Origin of the sequence: Waltera acetigignens (genome assembly GCF_025567015.1) — a bacterium.
GTDB lineage: Bacteria > Bacillota > Clostridia > Lachnospirales > Lachnospiraceae > Acetatifactor > Acetatifactor acetigignens.
The window spans coordinates 26,652-27,420 of record NZ_JAOQJO010000001.1 but is presented as its reverse complement, the minus strand read 5'-3'; the positions used below and the strand labels follow the sequence as shown (position 1 = coordinate 27,420).

The 769-nt window shown below is 55.0% G+C and carries 1 protein-coding gene; it reads right to left on the bottom strand.

All coding sequences use genetic code 11. From position 1 onward, the window contains the following. Positions 1-769, bottom strand: a 769-nt coding sequence (locus tag OCV96_RS00125) for a hypothetical protein (RefSeq protein WP_486679467.1), incomplete at both ends; no start/stop codon positions are given.

Below are 769 nucleotides of genomic sequence, written 5' to 3'. Positions count from 1 at the left end.
GTGTGCTTTTGGCAACGACAGCTTCATCGTGTGCCTGTCCCTTTCCGTCGATGTTGAGCAGGGTATCCAGCTCCACCAGACGGGCGTTTTTGCTTCTCAGTTCTTCTTCATAAAGGAATGGCTTTCCAACTTCCTCTTTTGCGGCAGCCTGCTGCTGATAGAGGTTATCCAGCTGGGCCTTTGCCGCCTCCAGACGCTGGGGCATCTGGGCGAGGGCATTGTCGATACGGGTAAGATTTCCGCGAGGGTCTGTACCAAGGGTTGCCCTGTGGGTCATCTGTCCTTTCAGCAGGAGCGTATATTCCTGTTTCCAGGCGGAAAATTCCACGGACATGGCATAGCCCCGATAGCTGCCGATCTGCACCGGATCGGAGGTTTTGACCTCCTTGCAGGCATCCAAAAGGGCTGCACCGGCGTTCTCCTTATCGGTCAGCAGGTCGCCCCGGATCTCCATACCGGCAAAGCCGTCCTCTGGGTGCGGGTGAGCTGCCAAAACCTCCAGGTCAGATTCAAAGCCCTTGATAAAGCCCTTGTGCTTTTCAATCTCCTCCGGGAAATATTTGAGCAGCTGGTCCTCCAGACGATACTGCTTGCTCTGGTGGTCGGCTTTCATCAGCTTCAGGCGAGATACTTCCACATCCAAATCCATACGCTCTTTGATACGGGGGTCTCCGGCGCACAGAGCCTTGATCTCGGCAAAACTGAGGGCGGTTTCATCCACATCATCGCAGGAGCGCACCGGCGATTTAGAAGTCATGATCTGGCTGAT